Consider the following 16,183-nt stretch of genomic DNA (forward strand, 5'->3'; position numbering starts at 1 on the left):
GATACCACCGGCGACGTGCGCATCCACGCCGCTCCCTCTGCCGCCCCTTCCCGATGAACGCGCCGACGTGCCCTCGCCGATCGGATCGGCACGCGTGCCCGCCTCCCGTTCCGTAACGCACGCGACTCGCGTGCCGAATACGTCCGGCGCAACCGCCTCGCGCCGGGCGCTGGTGTCCCCGCAGCTCCGTTGAAAGACCCGACCGCGGCGACGTCGTCCCACGACGCCGCGACGCTCCCCTTTTTTCTCAGGAGTTCGAATGAAGAGCACGTTGCCCTCCCTGCTGACCGGCTTGCTGATCGCGGCGCTGTTGCCGGCCGCGACCTGCGCCGCGCCGGTGCAAACCGCCGCCGGCGCGATCGCCGGCACCGCCCGGGCGGCCATGCAGCCGGCCGATCTCGCGGCATTGCTGTCGAACGGCCTCGCGTTGCGCGTATCCGTGGACAACAACCACGCGGCCGCGGCCGGCGTGCCGTGTGCGGACCTTGGCGCCGATGGCGCGGCCTGCGCGACGGGCCGCCTGTTCCTGCAGAACCGCGGCCACCAGCCAATCGCCGACGGCGGCTGGAAACTCTACCTGCACAGCATCCGCCGCCTGCTGCGCATCGACCGTCCGGGCTTCGCGCTACGCCGGCTCACCGGCGACCTGTACGAGCTGACGCCGCAGCCGGGATCGGTACGGCTCGCGCCCGGCGAACGCATCGAGCTGCCGTTCGTCGCCGAATACTGGGTGCGGCGCTACAGCGACGTGATTCCGCGGCCGTACGTCGTCGTCGACGGCGCACCGCCCGCGGTGCTCCGCTACAACGACACCGACAACGAGCTTCGCTACGTCGAATCGCTGCCGGCCGACGCGCAGAACAACTCGACGGGCAACGCGCCGACCGTCGCCGCGCGGCCCGACGCGAGCCGCGCACTGCCGAGCGTGAAGCGCGAGCAGCCGCTGCCCGGCGCGCTCGATCTGCGCGGCGTCGAGCTCTTGCTGGCCGGGATGCCCGACGCGCAGGTCGCGGCGCTGCGCGAGCGCGCGACGACGCTCGGCCTGGACGGCGCACGCGTGCCGGTGCTCGGCGCGGTCGCGCCGCGCCGGCTGCCGGCCGACATCGCGACGCCGGGCGGCTACCGGCTCGCGATCGGGCCGCGCGGCGTCCTCATCGAAGGCTACGATCGCGCGGGCCTCTACTACGGCGTGCAGACGCTGTTCTCGCTCGCGCCGGCCGGCGGCGGCACGATCCCGGCGCTGCTCATCGAGGATGCGCCGCGCTTCACGCATCGCGGGATGCACGTCGATCTCGCGCGCAATTTCAAGCAGCCGGCGACGCTGCGCCGCCTGATCGACCAGATGAGTGCGTACAAGCTCAATCGCCTGCACCTGCACCTGTCGGACGACGAAGGCTGGCGCATCGAGATTCCCGGCCTGCCCGAGCTGACCGACATCGGCGCGCGCCGCTGCCACGACCCGAGCGAGACGCGCTGCCTGCTGCCGCAACTCGGCTCCGGCCCCGACAACCGCTCGGGCGGCGGCTACCTGACGCGCGCCGACTACGTCGCGCTCGTGCGCTACGCGGCCGACCGCTTCATCGACGTGATTCCCGAAATCGACATGCCCGCGCACGCGCGCGCGGCCGTCGTGTCGATGGAGGCGCGCTACCGCCGGCTGCATGCGGCCGGCCGCGACCAGGACGCGAACGCGTACCGGCTGCTCGATCCGCAGGACACGTCGAACCTGACGACGGTGCAGTTCTACGACCGGCGCAGCGACCTGAACCCTTGCGTGCCGGGTGCGCTCAACTTCGCGTCGAAGGTGATCCGCGAGATCGCGACCATGCATGCGGACGCGCAGGCGCCGCTGCGCATCTGGCACTACGGCGGCGACGAAGCGAAGAACATCCTGCTCGGCGGCGGCTTCCAGCCGTTGAACGGCACCGATCCGAACAAGGGGCGCATCGACCTCGCCGCGCAGGACAAGCCGTGGGCGCGCTCGCCCGCGTGCACGGCGCTGCTCCAGCGCGGCGAGATCAAGTCGATCGACGAGTTGCCGACGCGCTTCGCGAAACAGGTGAGCGCGGCGGTCGACGCGAACGGGATCGGCACGATGGCCGCGTGGCAGGACGGCATCAAGCACGCGAGCGGGCCGCAGGACTTCAGCACGCGGCACGTGATGGTGTCGCTGTGGGACACGATCTTCTGGGGCGCGTCGGACAGCGCGCGCGACCTGAGCGGCAAGGGCTACCAGGCGGTGCTGGCGCTGCCCGACTACCTGTACTTCGACTTCCCGTACACGCTGAACCCGCGCGAACGCGGCTATTACTGGGGCTCGCAGGCGACCGACGAGTACAAGGTGTTCTCGCTCGCGCCGGAGAACCTGCCGCAGAACGCCGAGGTGATGGGCGATCGCGACGGCAACGCGTTCGAGGTGACCGGCACGGGTCCTGCGCCGCGCATCGAAGGCATCCAGGGTCAGGCCTGGGGCGAGGTGATGCGCAACGACACGTTCCTCGAGTACATGGTGTATCCGCGCCTGCTCGCGCTCGCCGAACGCGCGTGGCACCGCGCCGACTGGGAGCTGCCGTACACGGCCGGCGTGCGCTACAAGCGCGGCGACACGCACCGCGTCGACACGGCCGCACTGCAGCGCGACTGGGCCGGTTTCGCGACGCTGGTCACGCAGCGCGAATTGCCGAAGCTCGACCGTGCCGGCATCGGCTATCGGAAGCCGACTTTTACGCTGACGAACCCGTGAACGGTCGAGTGGCTCAGCGGTCGAGCGGCTGACCGGCTGACCGGCTGACCGGCTGACCGGCTGACCGGCTGACCGGCTGACCGGCTGAGCGATGCGGACGAACGCATCGCGCATACGCCCCCGCCAATAAAAAACGGCTTGCGACGCATCGCAAGCCGTTTTCGTTTTGCTGCCCTGCGAACCGGCGGACCGGGCCGGTCTCAGCGCATCAGGCGGGTTGCGCGGCCGCGCCGCCGCCCGTCGACGGCAGACGTGCGCCGAACTGTTCGGCGTAGCGTGCCGCCGCGTTGCCGCAGACGATGTGGAACGTGTCCGGCGACACCCATGCGACGTCGAGTGCACCGAGGCGATCACGATCGACCGCCGATGCGTCGCGCACGACGACACGCAGGCGCGTGGTCGCGATCGCGTCGAGCGTTGCGACGTTGGTCGCGCCGCCGAACACCGCGAGCCAGCGCAGCGGATCGGGATCGAGCGGGCCGGCCGCCGCGCCCGTGACCGGCTGCGCGGCCGCGGCCGTGACCGGCGCCGCGGCACCGCTCGCGCCGCTGCCGATCGCCGAACGCATCTCGTCGGCAATGATGTCGGCCTCGGGCCCGATGATCACCTGCACGCTGTTGCCGCCGCGCTTGAGCACGCCGCGCGCGCCGATCGACTTCAGTTCAGGCTCCGACACCTTCTCCGGGTCGACGACGCTCAGGCGCAGGCGCGTCGTGCATGCGTCGACGACCGTCAGGTTGCCCGCCCCGCCGAGCGCGGCGATGTAGCGCAGCGCACGCGGCGCTGCCGCCGCGGCACCGGCGGCCGGCGCGACGAAACCGCCCGACGCGAACGACTCGGTCGCCGCATCGGCGGAGGCCGGCTCGCGGCCCGGCGTCGCCATGTTGAACTTGCGGATGAAGAAGCGGAACAGCCCGTAGTACGCGACACCGTACGCGATGCCGAGCGGAATCGCGATCCAGCCCTTCGTCGACAGCCCGTAGTTCAGCACGTAGTCGATCGCGCCGGCCGAGAACGTGAAGCCGAGCTTCACGCCGAGCAGCTGGCAGATCGCGAGCGACAGCCCGGTGAGCACCGCGTGGATCACGTACAGCACCGGCGCGAGGAACATGAAGCTGAATTCGATCGGCTCGGTCACGCCGGTCAGGAACGACGTGAGCGCCATCGAGAACAGCAGGCCGCCCACCATCGCGCGGCGCTCCTTCGGCGCTTCGTGCAGCATCGCGAGACACGCGGCCGGCAGGCCGAACATCATGATCGGGAAGAAGCCGGCCATGAAAGTGCCCGCGGTCGGGTCGCCCGCGAAGAAGCGGTGCAGGTCGCCGTGCACGATCTCGCCGCCGGCCGGCGGCGTGAAGTTGCCGAACACGAACCACGCGAGCGAGTTGATGATGTGGTGCAGGCCCGTGACGAGCAGCAGGCGGTTCAGGAAGCCGAACACGAACGCGCCGATCGCGCCCGCCGTCGTCAGCCACTGGCCGGCCGCGTCGATCGCATGCTGGACCGGCTGCCACACGTAGCCGAACACGATGCCGAGTATCACGCATACCAGCCCCGTGATGATCGGCACGAACCGCTTGCCGCCGAAGAACGCGAGGTAGTCCGGCAGCTTGATGTCCTTGTAGCGGTTGTACAGCAGCCCCGCGACCACGCCCGCGATGATCCCGGACAGCACGCCCATGTTCAGCTTGGGATCGATGTCCTTCATGATCGCGGTTTCGATCAGGTAGCCGATCGCGCCCGCGAGCGCCGCCACGCCGTTGTTGTCCTTCGCGAAACCGACCGCCACGCCGATCGCGAACAAGAGCGGCAGGTTGTCGAAGATCGCGCCGCCGGCGTCGGCGATCATCTTGATGTTGAACACATCGGGCTGCCCGAGCCTCAGCAGGATGCCGGCGACCGGCAACACCGCGATCGGCAGCATCAGCGCCCGGCCCAGGCCCTGTATCTTCAGAAACGGATTCCCGTCCATTCAGTCCTCCAGTCCATGTCTCGTCGTTAATCGTCGTTGAACGAATTGCTTTCGTGGTGAAACGGGTCGCGCGCCCGCCGTCGACGTTCAGTCGAGCGGCCAGACCTCGCGGCTTGCTGCCCTTACCGCCTGTGCCGAGTCGAGTGCGAGCAGATCCTGCGCACGCTGGCGACACAGCTGGTAATCGAGACGGCGCACGCGCGCCTTGATGCCCGGCACCGACACCGGATCCACCGACAGTTCGGTCACGCCGAGGCCGACGAGGATCGGTACCGCGAGCGGGTCGCCGCCCAGCGCGCCGCACACGCCGACCCACTTGCCATGCTTCGCCGCACCCCGCACCGCGATATCGATCAGGCGCAGCACGGCCGGATGCAGGCCGTCGGACTGCGCGGCCAGATCGGCCTGGCAGCGGTCCATCGCGAGCGTGTACTGCGTCAGGTCGTTGGTGCCGATCGACAGGAAATCCGCGTGCTGCGCGAGCTGGTCGGCAAGCAGCGCCGCCGACGGCACCTCGATCATCACGCCGACCTCGATCGGCTCGGTGCGGCCCTGCGCACGCGCGAATTCGTCGATGCGCTTGCGCAGCCGCACGAGTTCGCCCGCATCCGTCACCATCGGCAGCAGGATGCGCACCGCGCCGAACGGCCGCACCGCGAGCAGGCCCTGCAGCTGATCGTCGAGCAGGTCGGGGCGCACCTGCGCGAGGCGGATGCCGCGCAGGCCGAGCGCCGGGTTCGGTTCGGGCGGCAGCGTCAGGTAGTCGACTTCCTTGTCGGCACCGACGTCGAGCGTGCGGATGATCGCGGTGCGGCCCTGCAGCGCGTCGACGATCGACTGGTAGCTCTGCTGGTGCTCGACTGCGCTCGGCGCGGACTGGCGATGGATGAACATCAGCTCGGTGCGCAGCAGGCCGATCGCGTCCGCGCCGTTGTCGACCGCGGTGTTCGCGTCGTCGAGCGTCGCGATGTTCGCGGCGACCTCGATCGCACGGCCGTCGATGGTCGCCGCGGCGGCGCCGGCCATCTGCCGGTTCGCTTCGCGCACGCCGTCGAGGCGCTGGCGTTCGTGGCGCGCGCGCTCGACGTCGAGCGCGGTCGGTGCATGTTCGAGACGGCCCGCGCTCGCATCGACGACGACCTGCGTGCCGTCCGGAATCGCGTACAGCGCGTCGCCGACCGCGACGAGCGCCGGAATGCCGAGCTGGCGCGCGATGATCGCCGCATGCGACGTCGCGCCGCCGCGCGCCATCACGAGCGCGGTCACGCGCTGGCGGTCGAGCGACGACAGGTCTGACGGCGTGAATTCCTCGGCGGCAAGAACGGCCTCGTCCGGCAGCGCGCGCGTCGCGCCGCTGGTGTGGCCGAGCGCACGCAGCACGCGCTTCTCGATGTCGCGCAGGTCGGCCGCGCGCTCGGCGAGCAGCGCGTCGTCGAGCTTCGACAGCGTGTCGATCTGCGCGCGGATCGTCGCGCGCCACGCGAAGCCCGCGCTCTTGCCGAGGCTGATCTGGTCGCGCGCCGCGTCGACCAGCGTCGGATCCTCGAGCAGCACGCGATGCACCGCGAAGATCCCCGCCTCGCCCACCGCGCCGCGCGCCGACGCGTTGCGCACCGTTTCGTCGAGTTCGGCGTCGACCGCCTTCAGCGCCTGGTCGAGCCGGCGGCTTTCCGACGCGGGCGTGCCGGACGCCTGTTCGGGCGGCACGATGTCCGCATCGTCGAGACGCACGAGCGTGCCGACCGCGATGCCGGGCGCCGCGCATACGCCCGCGAGCGTGTTCGGGTCGAGCGACGCGCCGGTATTGCGCGCGACCATCTGCGGCGCGGGCGAACGCAGCCGCGCCGGCTTCTCCTCGACTTCGCCGTGCGCTTCGCGCAGCAATTCACGTTCGACCGCTTCGACGGCTTGCTGCGCGTGCGCACCGCGGCCGATCAGTTCGATCGTCGCGCCTTCGCCGGCGCCGAGGCCGAGCAGGCCCACGACGCTCGTGATCGACGCCTTGCGGCCATCGAACTGCACGTCGACCGTCGCGTCGATGCCGCGCACGGATTCGCGCGCCCGTGCGGCCGGGCGTGCATGCAGGCCGCCCGGCTGCGTCAGCACGAGCTCGCGGCGCACTTCCTGCATCGCCGCGGCGCCGGCCTGCGCCGCCTGCGCGGCGGCTTCGCCCTTGCCGCGCAGCGTCAGCAGCGGCGTCTCGCCGGCGGTCGCGAAACCGCTCGCGCGCTCGACGACCTCGAACGCGTCGGAGTTCGCGATCGCGATCACCGACACCAGCGAATGCGCGCTGCGCGCGACCGCGTCCTGGTCGAATTCGATCAGCAGGTCGCCCGCCGCGACCCGCGCGCCGGCTTCGACATGCGCGGTGAAACCCTGCCCGTTCAGCTCGACGGTATCGATGCCGATGTGCAGCAGCACTTCCGCGCCTTGCGGCGTCGTGATGGTCAACGCATGGCCGGTGCGCGCGAGATGCGACACGACGCCGGCGCACGGCGCGACGAGCTTGCCCGCGAGCGGGTCGATGCCGATGCCGTCGCCGAACATCCCGCCGGAGAACACCGGATCGGGCACATCGGCCAGCGCGACGATCGGCCCGGTCAGCGGGGCATGCAGGACGATCGGATCATGGGTGGAACTCTTCAACTGGGACTCCTCGGCGCGTCTCATCGGCTGTCTCGGCTATCAGTGCGTTTCGGTGACTTTGTTCAGGTGGCGCGGCGTGTCGGGATTGCGGCCGCGCGCGACGGCGAGATCCGCCGCCATCACGTAGAACGAAAGAATGGCGGCGATCGGGTCGAGCGCCGAATGGGCGGACTGCGCCAGCGGCAAGGTCGCGCCGGGCGTGCCGGCAGGCGCCGCGAGCAGCACGGCGGCGCCGCGTGCGCGCATGTCCTGCGCGAGCTGCAGCAGGCCGGCCTGCTCGGGCCCCGGCGGCGCGAACACCAGCAGCGGATAGTCGCGGTCGATCAGCTCCATCGGGCCGTGACGGACTTCGGCGCTCGAGAACGCCTCGGCCTGGATGCCGGAGGTTTCCTTCAGTTTCAGCGCGGCTTCCTGCGCGATCGCAAGACCCAGGCCGCGGCCGATCACGATCATCCGTTCGACGTCGGCGAGCGCGGCGACGGCCGGCGACCAGTCGAGCTGGCCGGCTTGCGCGAGCACGTCGGGCAGGCCGCGCAACGCGGTCACCAGCGCGGCGTCGCGCTGCCAGTAGGCGACGATCTGCGCGGACAGCGACAGCATCGCGATATAGCTCTTGGTCGCGGCCACCGACAGCTCGGGGCCGGCCAGCAGCGGCAACTGGTGCTCGCACGCGTCGGCGAGCGGCGACGGCAGCACGTTGACGGCGGCGACGGTACGCGCGCCGGCTTCGCGCAGCGCGGCCATCGTGTTGACGAGATCGGGGCTCTTGCCCGACTGGGAGAAGGCGAGCGCGAGCTGGTCCTGCACCTTCAGCGGCGCCTGCTGCAGCGTCGCGACCGACATCGGCAGCGACGCGACGGGCACGCCGAGGCGGCTCATCGTCAGGCTCGCGAAATAGCTGGCGGCGTGATCCGAGCTGCCGCGCGCGACCGTCAGCGCGACGGCCGGCGGGTGATCGAGCAATTGGCCGGCGAGCGCTTCGACGCGCGTGGTGTCGGCGAGTTGCGCGGCGACGACCTGGGCGGACTCGCGCGCTTCGTTAAGCATATTCGACAATCGATTCTCCTTCGACGTAGGTCGCGGTGAGGTTCAGGTCGCGGTCGAACACGACGAGGTCGGCCCACGCGCCGCGCGCGAGGCGGCCGCGATCGGCGATGCCGAGATAGTCGGCCGCATAGCGCGACATCCGGTTCGACACGTCGGCGATCGGCAGACCGAGCGACACGAGGTTGCGCAGCGCCTGGTCCATCGTCAGCGTGCTGCCGGCGAGCGTGCCGTCGGCGAGCCGCACGCCGCCGAGGCACTTCGTCACGTGCTGGCTGCCGAGCCGGTATTCGCCGTCGGGCATGCCGGTGGCCGACGTGCTGTCGGTCACGACGTACAGGCGCGGGATCGCGCGCAGCGCCGCACGAATCGCACCGGGGTGCACGTGCAGCAGGTCGGGGATGATTTCCGCGTACTCGGCATGCGCGAGCGCCGCGCCGACGAGGCCCGGATTGCGGTGATGCAGCGGCGACATCGCGTTGAACAGGTGCGTGAAGCCGCATGCGCCGTGCTTGAGCGCGGCGACGGCGTCGTCGTAGGTCGCGAGCGAGTGGCCGAGCTGCACGCGCACGCCGCGCGCGGCCATCTCGCCGATGATCTCGATGTGGCCGGCGATTTCCGGCGCGAGCGTGACGACGCGGATCGGCGCGATCGACAGGTACTTCAGCACTTCGTCGAGCACGGCCGACACGGCGGCGTCCGGCTGCGCGCCGAGTTTGCCGGGGTTGATGTACGGCCCTTCGAGGTGCACGCCGAGCACGCGTGCGCCACCGGGCGTGCGGGTGCGCGCGACGCTGCCGAGATTGGCGACGACCTCCATCAGTTCGTCGCGCGGCGCGGTCATCGTCGTCGCGAGCAGGCTCGTCGTGCCGAACTGCGCATGCGTGCGGGCGATCGTCTCGATCGCGTCGCCGCCTTCCATCACGTCGGCGCCGCCGCCGCCGTGCACGTGCAGGTCGATGAAGCCGGGCAGGATGTACGGCGCGTCGTTCTTCGCGGGATCGGCGGGCGTGCCGTCGAGCGTGGTGATGCGGCCGTTCTCGCTGTCGAGCGAACCGTGAATCCAGCCGTCGGGGGTAAGGATGTTTCCAGTCAGCATGACGTTTCTCTTGATGATCTGGTGACGCGGACATCCGCGTCGCGATTTGCAAATCCGTTGCGCTTCGTTCGTTCCGTCGCGCACGGCGCGCGGGCAGTCTCGCGCGTCAGCGTTTCAGTTCCGCGACGAAGTCGTAATAGTCGTCGCGGCAATACGTTTCGGTCACTTCGATCGCGCGCTGGTCGACGCCGTAGCCGATGCGCGTGATCACGAGCAGGGCCGAGCCCGGCTTCACCGCCATCCACTTCGCGATCTCGTGCGTCGCGTTCGCCGCGCGAAAGTGCTGCAGCGCGCGCACCACGGTCATTCCACGCGCGTCGAGGTATTCGTACAGCGACGCGCCGAGCGCCAGCGGGTCGGGCACCACCGCGGCCGGCAGCGTCGAATGCTCGACGGCCATCACGATGCCGTCCGCGCGGCGCAGCCGTTCGAGTCGCGCGACCGTCGCGCCGGGCGCGAGGCCGAGATGCGTGATCTCATCGCGGCTCGCGGCGCGCAGCGTGCGCGACAGCCACACCGAATCGGGCACGAAGCCGCGCTGCTGCATCTTCGCGGTGAAGCCGACGAGACGCGACAGCGGATCGGCGACACGCGGCGTGATGAAGCTGCCCGCGCCGCGCGCCCGCTTGATCAGCCCCTGCTCGACCAGCAGCGCGAGCGCACGGCGGGCCGTGATCCGCGATACGCCGACCGACCCCGACAGCAGCCGCTCCGACGGCAGCGCCTCTCCGGCCCGCCATGCGCCGGCGTGAATCGCGCTCGCCAGGTTGCGGGCGAGCTGCAGATACAGCGGCGTGTCGTCGAGGGGATCGGGCGCCAGTTCGGACCAGCCGGTTTCCATGTGCCTCCGGGTGTCGGACGACGATCTCGGACCGTCGAAAGTGAACGCATTATATAACCACAATAATACCAGTCAACGAACTGGTATTAGCTCGGCGGAAATCGCCGGAAGCCTTGCCCGGCAAGCGTTTTAGTAGCGGGAAAGCCTTTGTTTACAACGCGATGCGGGATAGGGATTTACCCGGACTGGTATGCAAGGGGACAGTTCCGGGGCGTGATTCGGCCGGTTTTTGGCGGCGAATACGAGGCTCGGATAGAACCAGTTGAGCCGACTGGTATGCATCGCGCGAGGCTGGCGGCACGGCGCCCGCGGACCTCAATGGAATTCGCGGCTCGATGTGCGCAGGCCGCCGAGCAGCGGCGTCAGATCCTCGAAATGCTGCGCGACGAGGTGCCTCACGTCGCTGACGACCTGCCACACGCCCGACACCGCGAGCAGCCGCGAATCGAGTGTTTCGCGGCGCTGCCGCGCGAGCAGCTCGGGTCGCACGATCACGTTCACGCACCCCGTTTCGTCCTCGAGCGTCATGAACATCACGCCTTTCGCGGTGCCCGGCATCTGGCGGGCCGTCACGATGCCGCACGCGCGCGCGAGCCGGCCGTCGGAGCGATCGTGCAGCTCGGCCGCGGACGACAGCCGCTGCGCGCGCAACGCGGGCCGCAGCAGTGCGACGGGATGTCGGTTCAGCGTGAGGCCGGTGGTGTCGTAGTCGGCGAGGATGTCGTCGGCTTCCGACGGTGCGCCGAGCGCGGGTTTCTCGGCTTCGTCGATCGGCGCGGCGGCGAGCAGGTCGCGCTCGGGTGCCGCGGCAACGGCCTGCCACAACGCATCGCGACGATGGCCGGCGAGCGTCGCGAGCGCGTTCGCGGCGGCAAGCGCCTCGAGATCGCGGCGTTCGAGTTGCGCGCGGCGGGCCAGCACGTCGACGTTGTCGAACGGGCCGGCCGCGCGTGCCGCTTCGATCCGGCGCGCGGCTGCTTCGCCGAGGCCGCGCACGAGCGACAGGCCGAGCCGCACGGCGGGCTGACCGTGGGGAGGCGGCTGGTCGGGCAGCGCTGCGAGCGACGCTTCCCAGTTGCTGAGCGTGACGTCGATCGGCAGGACCCGCACGCCGTGACGCTTCGCGTCCTGCACGAGCTGCGACGGCGGGTAAAAACCCATCGGCTGGCTGTTCAGCAGCGCGGCGAGGAAGATCGCCGGTTCGTGGCATTTGAGCCAGCTGCTGGCATAGGCGAGTTTCGCGAAGCTGGCTGCGTGGCTTTCGGGGAAACCGTATTCGCCGAAGCCCTTGATCTGCTCGAAGATCTGCTCGGCGAATTCGCGCGTGTAGCCGCGTTCGAGCATGCCGTCGACGATCTTGTCGTGATACGGGCCGAGATCGCCCCTGCGCTTCCAGGCCGCCATCGCACGACGTAGCTGGTCGGCCTCGCCGGGCGTGAAACCGGCTGCGACGATCGCGATCTGCATCACCTGTTCCTGGAAGATCGGAACGCCGAGCGTGCGTTCGAGCACGTCCCTGAGCGCATCGCTCGGATAGGTGATCTCCCCTTCCTCTTCCCCCGCCTTGATCCTGCGCCGCTTCAGGTACGGATGCACGGCGCCACCCTGGATCGGCCCCGGCCGCACGATCGACACCTCGACCACCAGATCGTAATAGTTGCGCGGCTTCAGGCGCGGCAGCATCGACATCTGTGCGCGCGATTCGATCTGGAACACGCCGACCGTATCGGCGCGGCAGATCATGTCGTAGGTTGCTTCGTCATCCTGCGGAATGTGCTTCAGCGTGAACGGCTGGCCGTCCTCCTGCGGCCCGCGCCACGCGGTGCGCAGGTCGAAGGCGCGATGCAGCGCCGACAGCATGCCGAGTGCGAGCACGTCCACCTTCATCAGCCCGAGCGCCTCGAGATCGTCCTTGTCCCACTGGATCACGCGCCGCCCGTCCATCGCCGCGTTCTCGACCGGCACGAGCCGCGTGAGCTTGCCGCGGCTGATCACGAAGCCGCCCGAGTGCTGCGACAGGTGACGCGGAAAGTTCAGCAATCGGCCGGCCAGCTCGGCCCACGCGCGAATGATCGGCGTGGCGGGGTCGAGCCCGGTCGACGCGAATTGCTGCAGCAGGTCGCGACTGCCGTCGAACCAGCGATGCGCCTTCGCGACGCGATCGACCAGCATCGGATCGACACCGAGCGCCTTGCCGGTTTCGCGCAGCACGCCGCGCGGGCGATACGTCGAGACGGCCGCCGCGAGCGCGGCGCGATCGTGTCCGTATTTGTCGTAGATATGCTGGATCACCTCTTCCCGGCGCTGATGCTCGAAGTCGACGTCGATGTCGGGCGGCTCGCCGCGCTCCTCGCTGATGAAGCGCTCGAACAGCATCGTGCTCTGCTCGGGATTCACCTCGGTGATGCCGAGGCAATAACACACGACCGAGTTCGCCGCCGAACCGCGGCCCTGGCACAGGATGTTCTGGCTGCGTGCGTATTTGACGATGTCGTAGACGGTCAGGAAGAACGGCTCGTAGCTCAGCCGCGCGATCAGGTCGAGTTCATAGCGGATCTGCCTCTCGACTTTCTCCGGAATGCCCTGCGGATAACGCGCGGCGGCCCCCGCGAAGGTTTCCTGTTCCAGATGGCGCGTCGGCGTGAGCCCTTTCGGCACGATCTCGTCGGGATACTCGTACTGAAGCGAGTCGAGCTTGAAATCGCACGCATCGAGAATCGCGCAGGTCTCGTCGAGCTCCTCCGGCGAAAACAGCTTCGCGATGCGCCCACGCGCGCGCAGATGCTGTTCCGCATTCGGCGCGAGCGCGTACCCGCACTCGGAAACCGGCATCCCGACGCGGATCGCCGTCATCACGTCCTGCAGCGGCTTGCAGGAGCGCCGATGCATCGTCACGTCGCCGAGCGCGACGATGCGCACGCCGCGCCGCTCGCCGGCCGCGCGAATCTCCTCGCGCTGCGCGCCGTCGAGCGGGCGCTGCAGTTGCACGAGCCCGAGTCGCGCCCGCGCGCCGAACGTCGCGCGAAACCAGGCGACCTGCGCATCGAGTACGTCCGCGCGCACCGGATACGTGGGGACGAGAATCGCGAAGCAGTCGGGCATGCCGCGCAAGTGGGCGAACTCCGCGGGCGGCGCCGACAGCATCCTCGACGTCAGCCGGTACGTTCCCTTCGGCGACGCCATGCGCCGCCACGAGATCAGCTCGGACAGGTTGCCGTAGCCCTCGCGGTTCTGCGCGAGCAGCACGAGCCCGAACGCGCCGGGGCCCGGATCGTGGCCGGGGGCGACTTCATCGGGCGTCACTTCGAAGAACGAACCGACGATCAGCGGCAGCCCTTGGGCCTTCGCCGCGACATGCATGCGCGGTGCGCCGGCGAGCGAGCATTCGTCGGTGATCGCGATCCCGCGATAGCCGAGCTCGGTGGCGCGCTCGACCAGTTCCTCCGCATGCGACGCGCCATGCAGGAACGAGAAGTTCGAACGACAGAACAATTCCGCGTAATCGGGCAGCCAACTGAATTCCGCAACCATCGCCGCTCACCCGAACAGGCCGTGCAGGAACCAGTGCGGATCCGCCTGGCTGCTCAACCGTTCCTGAAAGACCCAGTAGCACGCGCCGGCCTCGTCCTGCGCGACGTAGTAATCGCGCGCCGCGAGCTGACCGTCGAACCACCCCGCCTCGATCCGCTCGGGCGACGACATCATCCTGAGCGGCGTATGGAACACCGGCCGGTTCGCGCGCATCAGCAGCGGCTGCGGCTCGGCCAGCAGCCACGCGGGACGCGGCGGCGCGGCCGGCAGGCCGCCGGGCGGCTTGCCGGCCTGCGCATCGAGCGGCAGCCAGCGGTTCGCCGCTTCGGGCCGGTGATCGGCAACGGGCGCCGCGCGCAGCACGTTCTCCGTGCCGAGCCGCGCGACCAGCAGCTCGAACAGCCGCGCCCGCGTCTCTTTCGTGCCGCCCGGCTCGGGAAAGAGATCGTCGGCCGGCGGCGCGACCGATTCGACACGCGTGGCCGTGAGCCGCACCGCGATCACCGCGGCCGGCAACTCGACGCGCGCGAGCCGCTCGCCGAGCAGCCGCATGAAGTGCGCTTCGTCGCGCACGGGTGCGGCGAACGCGAGTTCGAGCGGCGTCGGCGGCACGGCCTGGCGGCCGCGCTCGTGCTCGAGCTCGAACGTCATCGCGGCCAGCGACAGCTGCCGCGCGGCCAGCCAGCCGCAAAGCTGCACGACGAGCCGCCGCGCGACGAACAGCACGGCTTCCGCGTATTCGACGCGTTCCGCCAATTCGAGCCGCACGTCGAACACGGGCGGCACGGCCATCCACGCGAGCGGCTCGACCGCATCGCCGTACGCGCGATCGAGCGCGGCGAGCAGCGCCGGACCGCAGCGGCGCTGCAGCCCCGCGCGCGGCAGGCGGCGCAGATCGGCGAGCGTGCGGCAGCCGAGGCCGTCGAACCAGCCCGCATACGGGCGCGCGTCGGGCAGCAGCACGCACGGCAAACGATCGAGCGCACGGACGAGCGAAGCCGGCCCGGCCACGCGGCGCCGGGCCCGCGCACGCGCCGACGTGCGCGCGAGCAGCCACGCGCCGCGCCCGGTCGGCGCGGCGGACAGGCGCGCCGCATAGCCGAGCGCCGCGAGCGTCGCGCGCACCTGGCGGCACAGCGACGGCAGGCCGCCGAACAGGCGCAGGCTCGGGCCGACATCGACGAGCAGCGTCGCTTCGTCGTCGAGCGCGACGCACGGCGAGAAGCGCAGCAACGCGAGCGCGACCGCGCGCAGCGCATCGGCCTCGCGGGCGGGATCGCGCTCGACGAGCCGCGTGTCGGGCGCGAGCGTCAGCACGCCGCCGCGCTTCATGCCCGCGCGCACGCCGTGCCGGCGCGCGGCCGCATCGGCGATCAGCACGACACCCTGCTCGAGCACCGCGCAGCCGGCCGCACCGGTCTCTGCGTCAGACGGCGGCGGGGCGCACACGTCGAGCGGCAGGCGCGGCAGATGGATGCCGAGCAAGACGCGCATAGCGGCTCTCCACGATGGGCGATGGCAAATCGAGCGTGAGCGGCTCGCTGCACGCGGGCCCCCGACGCTTGACGATGTCGAGCGACACACCGCCCGGCACCGGATGCAGCGCGACGCGCAGCACGGCCGGCGACGGCTGCCGCGCGGCCGCCAGCGGGCGCAGCATCACGAACAGCGTGTCGCCGGTGCGAGCGGCCGCGAGATGCAGACGCCGCAGCGCGTCGGGCCGCGCGTCCTCCCAGAGCAGCAGCGCACCGCAGCAGCCCGTCTTGAGCGCCTGCTCGGCGGCCCACAACGCATCGGTGCGGCTGCCGGCGCGCAGCCACAGCAGCGCGTCGGACGGCACGCCGAGACCGGCCAGCGCGCTCGCATGCGGCGAGTGCGGCGGCGCGACGAGCGCGAGCGGCCGCCGTGCGCTGACGGTACGCGCGAGCGCCGGCGCGAGCAGCCGCATCTCGCCGCAGCCCGGCTGCGCGGCCAGCAGTTCGACGAGGCCGCCGACCGGCCAGCCGCCGCCCGGCAGTTCGGCGGACAGCGGCGCGAAGCCCGTGTCGATCGTGCGCGGACCGCCGCGCGCCAGCTGCGAGCCACGCCAGAGCGATGGATGAAGGGATTCGGGAGAAATGGAGGATGCGAGCATGACGCCACCCACAACTGTATGGATATACAGTATATGGCAATGCGCTCGCGTCGCACAGTACTGGTACGAAACCGGGTATTTTCGTCAGAGGAAAAACCGGGGAAGCCGGCGGTGGGTCCGCGCCGGTATTGGCGCAACGCGTCAGCCGCTCTTGCCGCTTTACGTTATGCTGT

Annotated in this window: 9 protein-coding genes; 1 reads left to right on the forward strand and 8 read right to left on the reverse strand. The window is 70.3% G+C overall.

Features of this window, described 5'->3' with window-relative positions; genetic code table 11:
* Nucleotides 1-259 precede the first annotated feature (259 nt).
* Nucleotides 260-2,743 (forward strand): family 20 glycosylhydrolase, encoded by a 2,484-nt coding sequence (locus FFI87_RS14845; protein WP_138847128.1) that lies wholly within the window; start codon nt 260-262, stop codon nt 2,741-2,743.
* A gap of 208 nt (nt 2,744-2,951) precedes the next feature.
* Here FFI87_RS14845 and nagE read toward each other — a convergent pair whose 3' ends face one another.
* The 8 genes from nagE to imuA form a co-directional block, all read right to left on the reverse strand.
* Nucleotides 2,952-4,715 carry an N-acetylglucosamine-specific PTS transporter subunit IIBC gene (gene nagE / locus FFI87_RS14850; RefSeq protein WP_138847127.1) on the reverse strand — a complete coding sequence of 588 codons (1,764 nt, stop codon included), beginning with the start codon at nt 4,713-4,715 and terminating at the stop codon, nt 2,952-2,954.
* A gap of 87 nt (nt 4,716-4,802) precedes the next feature.
* A complete protein-coding gene (ptsP, locus tag FFI87_RS14855) occupies nt 4,803-7,385 on the reverse strand; it encodes a phosphoenolpyruvate--protein phosphotransferase (protein WP_138847126.1) in 2,583 nt (860 codons plus the stop codon).
* 15 nt (nt 7,386-7,400) lie between these two features.
* On the reverse strand, nt 7,401-8,408 hold the full coding sequence (locus tag FFI87_RS14860) for an SIS domain-containing protein (protein ID WP_041489861.1): 1,008 nt from the start codon (nt 8,406-8,408) through the stop codon (nt 7,401-7,403).
* The gene (gene nagA / locus FFI87_RS14865; protein ID WP_012364752.1) at nt 8,401-9,504 is read right to left on the reverse strand and encodes an N-acetylglucosamine-6-phosphate deacetylase; all 1,104 of its coding nucleotides are present in this window, start codon (nt 9,502-9,504) and stop codon (nt 8,401-8,403) included. Before nagA ends, FFI87_RS14860 begins: the two co-directional genes overlap by 8 nt.
* A gap of 106 nt (nt 9,505-9,610) precedes the next feature.
* Nucleotides 9,611-10,345, reverse strand: coding sequence for a GntR family transcriptional regulator (locus tag FFI87_RS14870; protein WP_012364753.1), 735 nt, complete (start codon nt 10,343-10,345; stop codon nt 9,611-9,613).
* Nucleotides 10,346-10,660: 315 nt separating this feature from the next.
* A complete protein-coding gene (locus FFI87_RS14875; RefSeq protein ID WP_138847125.1) occupies nt 10,661-13,876 on the reverse strand; it encodes an error-prone DNA polymerase in 3,216 nt (1,071 codons plus the stop codon).
* 6 nt (nt 13,877-13,882) lie between these two features.
* Complete coding sequence (locus tag FFI87_RS14880) at nt 13,883-15,370, reverse strand: Y-family DNA polymerase (RefSeq protein WP_138847124.1); 1,488 nt, start codon at nt 15,368-15,370, stop codon at nt 13,883-13,885.
* Nucleotides 15,303-16,010 (reverse strand): translesion DNA synthesis-associated protein ImuA, encoded by a 708-nt coding sequence (gene imuA, locus FFI87_RS14885; RefSeq protein ID WP_012364756.1) that lies wholly within the window; start codon nt 16,008-16,010, stop codon nt 15,303-15,305. The genes FFI87_RS14880 and imuA overlap by 68 nt, the downstream gene beginning before the upstream one ends.
* Nucleotides 16,011-16,183 lie beyond the last annotated feature (173 nt).

Origin of the sequence: Burkholderia sp. KBS0801, assembly GCF_005937855.2 — a bacterium.
In the GTDB taxonomy this organism is placed as follows: Bacteria; Pseudomonadota; Gammaproteobacteria; order Burkholderiales; family Burkholderiaceae; genus Burkholderia; species Burkholderia ambifaria.

Excerpts from the sequence above, each read along its gene's own strand:
- FFI87_RS14845 (WP_138847128.1), top strand. The coding sequence starts at position 260 with ATGAAGAGCACGTTGCCCTCCCTGCTGACCGGCTTGCTGATCGCGGCG.
- nagE (WP_138847127.1), bottom strand. The coding sequence starts at position 4,715 with ATGGACGGGAATCCGTTTCTGAAGATACAGGGCCTGGGCCGGGCGCTG.
- ptsP (WP_138847126.1), bottom strand. The coding sequence starts at position 7,385 with ATGAGACGCGCCGAGGAGTCCCAGTTGAAGAGTTCCACCCATGATCCG.
- FFI87_RS14860 (WP_041489861.1), bottom strand. The coding sequence starts at position 8,408 with ATGCTTAACGAAGCGCGCGAGTCCGCCCAGGTCGTCGCCGCGCAACTC.
- nagA (WP_012364752.1), bottom strand. The coding sequence starts at position 9,504 with ATGCTGACTGGAAACATCCTTACCCCCGACGGCTGGATTCACGGTTCG.
- FFI87_RS14870 (WP_012364753.1), bottom strand. The coding sequence starts at position 10,345 with ATGGAAACCGGCTGGTCCGAACTGGCGCCCGATCCCCTCGACGACACG.
- FFI87_RS14875 (WP_138847125.1), bottom strand. The coding sequence starts at position 13,876 with ATGGTTGCGGAATTCAGTTGGCTGCCCGATTACGCGGAATTGTTCTGT.
- FFI87_RS14880 (WP_138847124.1), bottom strand. The coding sequence starts at position 15,370 with ATGCGCGTCTTGCTCGGCATCCATCTGCCGCGCCTGCCGCTCGACGTG.
- imuA (WP_012364756.1), bottom strand. The coding sequence starts at position 16,010 with ATGCTCGCATCCTCCATTTCTCCCGAATCCCTTCATCCATCGCTCTGG.